The organism is Pseudomonas sp. JV245A, from assembly GCF_032424515.1.
Lineage (GTDB): Bacteria > Pseudomonadota > Gammaproteobacteria > Pseudomonadales > Pseudomonadaceae > Aquipseudomonas > Aquipseudomonas protegens.
In genome coordinates, this window is the sequence record NZ_VYKE01000296.1 from 1 (window position 1) to 3,110 (window position 3,110).

At 66.3% G+C, this 3,110-nt stretch carries 3 protein-coding genes; 1 reads left to right on the top strand and 2 read right to left on the bottom strand.

Annotated features, from left to right (window positions below; genetic code table 11):
- A partial coding sequence (locus tag F6S12_RS30790) for a methyl-accepting chemotaxis protein (protein WP_315869766.1) occupies positions 1 to 480 on the top strand: 480 nt, incomplete at its 5' end.
- Positions 481 to 636: 156 nt separating this feature from the next.
- Here the strand turns inward: F6S12_RS30790 and F6S12_RS30795 are convergent.
- Positions 637 to 2,439, bottom strand: a complete 1,803-nt coding sequence (locus tag F6S12_RS30795) for an acyl-CoA dehydrogenase (RefSeq protein ID WP_315869767.1) — start codon at positions 2,437 to 2,439, stop codon at positions 637 to 639.
- Positions 2,440 to 2,716: 277 nt separating this feature from the next.
- The coding region (locus tag F6S12_RS30800; protein WP_315869768.1) for a hypothetical protein at positions 2,717 to 3,110 on the bottom strand (394 nt) is incomplete at its 5' end.

The window sequence follows — 3,110 nt, forward strand, 5'->3', positions numbered from 1 at the left end:
CAGACCAACCTGCTGGCCCTCAATGCGGCTATCGAGGCAGCCCGTGCCGGGGAAATGGGCCGAGGCTTTGCCGTGGTGGCGGACGAAGTGCGGACCCTGGCCCAGCGCACCCAGGCTTCCACCGACGAGATCCAGCAGATGATCCAGAGCCTCAAGCAGGGCGCGGAGAATGCCGTGGCCTCCATGCATGCCGGGCAGTCGGCCACGGGTACCGGGGTGCAGTCCAGCCAGCAGACCGGGGCTTCGCTGACAGCGATTACCGGGCAGGTTGAGCACATCAGCGACATGAACCAGCAAGTGGCCACCGCCACCGAGGAGCAGTCGGCGGTGACCGAAGAGATCAACCGCAATGTCCAGGGCATCTCCGATCTGGCCCGGGCCACCGCGGCCGAAGTCCAGGCCTGTCGTGAAGACTGCCGGACCCTGCAGCGCCTCTCCGAGGACCTGGCCCGACAGGTGGGCGGCTTCAAGCTGCACTGACCACCCGCCGCGGTGCGTCAGGCCGGGCGCCTTCGCCGGCAAGCCGGCTCCTACGGGGAGCAATGGCGCCTGGTGCAGGAGCTGGCTTGCCAGCGAACCATGCGCCGCGGTGTATCAGGCCGGGCGCCTTCGTCGGCAGCCCGCTCCTGGGTGGCCTCAGAACCAGGCGTCCTGCATGCTCAGGCAGGTATCGTCCCGCGCTTCCAGCAGTGCCAGCTCGTGCTGGCAGCCTGGCACTTCCCAGGTCAGGAAGTAGCGCGCGGCCTGCAACTTGCCCAGGTAGAAATCCCGATCCGCCGCCACTGCTCGCGCCAGTCCTTCCTCGGCCCGGATGGCCTGTTCCAGCCAGCGCCAGCCGATCACCGCATGGCCGAAGGCTTTCAGATACAGCGCCGAGTTGGCCAGGGTGCCGGTGACCTTGCCGCTGGCCAGGTCACCCAGCAACCCCAGCGTCACGCTTTGCAGGCGCGTTACCAGTTGTTCCAGGGGCAGGCGCAGGGCGTCCAGTGATTGATGGGCGCGGGCCCGCTCGCCGGTCTCGGCAATCAGCCGTACCAGGCGCTTGAGCCCGGCGCCGCCGTTCTGCGCCAGCTTGCGTCCCAGCAGGTCCAGGGACTGGATGCCGTGGGTGCCTTCGTGAATCGGGTTCAGGCGGTTGTCGCGGTAGTACTGCTCCACCGGGTACTCCCGGGTATAGCCGTGGCCGCCGAGAATCTGGATCGCCAGTTCGTTGGCCTTCAGGCAGAACTCTGAAGGCCAGGACTTGACGATCGGGGTCAGCAAGTCCAGCAGTTCGTGGGCCTGCTGGCGCTCGGCCGCATCGGCCAGGGTGGTGGTGTCGTCGAACAGCCGCGCCGAGTATAGCCCCAGGTCGAAGGCGCCTTCGACGTAGGCCTTCTGGGTCAGCAACATGCGCCGCACATCGGCGTGCTGGATGATCGCCACCGGCGCGGTGCTCGGGTCCTTGCTGTCCGGCAGGCGACCTTGCGGGCGTTCGCGGGCGTATTCCAGGGAGTACAGGTAGCCGGCGTAGCCGAGCATCACCGCCCCCATGCCGACGCCGATCCGTGCCTCGTTCATCATCTGGAACATGTAGCTCAGGCCGTGATGGGGCTTGCCCACCAGATACCCCACGCACTGGCCGTTATCGCCGAAGTTCAGTGCGGTGGAGGTGGTGCCGCGCCAGCCCATCTTGTGGAACAGCCCGGCCAGCAGCACATCGTTGCGCGGCCCCAGGCTGCCGTCGTCGTTGACCAGGAACTTGGGCACGATAAACAGCGAAATGCCCTTCACCCCGGGCGGCGCGTCCGGCAGCTTGGCCAGGACCATGTGCACGATGTTTTCCGACAGCGGGTGGTCGCCGCCGGAAATGAAGATCTTGTTGCCCTTGAGCCGGTAGCTGCCGTCGGCGGCCGGTTCGGCACGGGTGCGGATATCCGATAGAGACGAGCCGGCATGGGGCTCGGTCAGGGCCATGGTGCCGAAGAAGCGACCGTCGATCATCGGCTGCAGGAAGCGTTGTTTCTGTTCTTCGGTGCCGAAGCTCTCGATCAGGTTGGCGGCGCCCATGGTCAGGAACGGGTAGGAGGTCGAGGCCGCGTTGGCCGCCTGGAAGTGGGCGAAGCAGGCCTGGGACAGCAGGGTTGGCAGTTGCATGCCGCCGGCCTCGAAACTGCGGACGGCATTCAGGAAGCCGGCTTCGAGGAACGCATCCACCGCCGGTTTCACTTCGGGGATCAGCACCGCCTGGCCGTCTTCGTAGCGTGGCTCGTGCTCATCGCCCTTGCGGTTGTGCGGGGCGAAGAACTTCTCGGCGATGCTGCGGGCGGTGCCCAGGGCGGCGTCGAAGGTTTCCCGGTTGTGCTCGGCAAACCGCTCGCGCTGGGTCAGGCCCTCGGCGTCGAGTACCTCATACAGTTCGAAGGCCAGATTGCGGGAACTGAGCAGCGTCTCGGACATGGCGGCATACCTGTGGGATAGGGAATGGGCCGAGTCTAGGCGCGTGAATGAAGGCTGGATAGCAAGATTGATGTGGGTGATAAAGATGCCAAACAGGCACAGCCCCTGTCGCCGCTGCCGAAGGCTGGGATTAGTCCCGCAGGAACTTCGGCGGCAATGAAAGCGCTACGGCCGTTCCGGCCGATCGCAGCCTGCGGCAGCGGCTACAGGAAATGGCGTCGGGCAAAAAAAAGAGCGCCGCTGAGGGCGCTCTTTTCCAGGGTGCCGACTATCGGCTTCAGCCGATGGTCATCAGGCTGGCGTTGCCTCCGGCGGCTGCGGTGTTGACGCTCAGGGCGCGCTCGATCACCAGGCGCTCCAGGGCAATCGCGGTCTCGCCCTGGGACAGGCCCTGGACGCCAACGATGGCTCCGGCACGCTGGGCCACCTGCTGGCAGACGCTGCGCAGCTGGTCGGAATCACCGTGGTGCAGGACGGCGTCGAATACCACTTCGTCCTTGCTCCAGTCGGCCACGCGCTGGATGCGTGCCTGGACTTCCTTCGGCAAGCGGGCGAACAGCGCCTTGCTGATCTCGCTTTCCGGCCACACCGCCGAGCCACCGACGGCCAGCACGGCTGCCAGTTGGGTCAGCAGGTCACCCTCGACCTCCGCCAGGCACAGGACGTGCTCG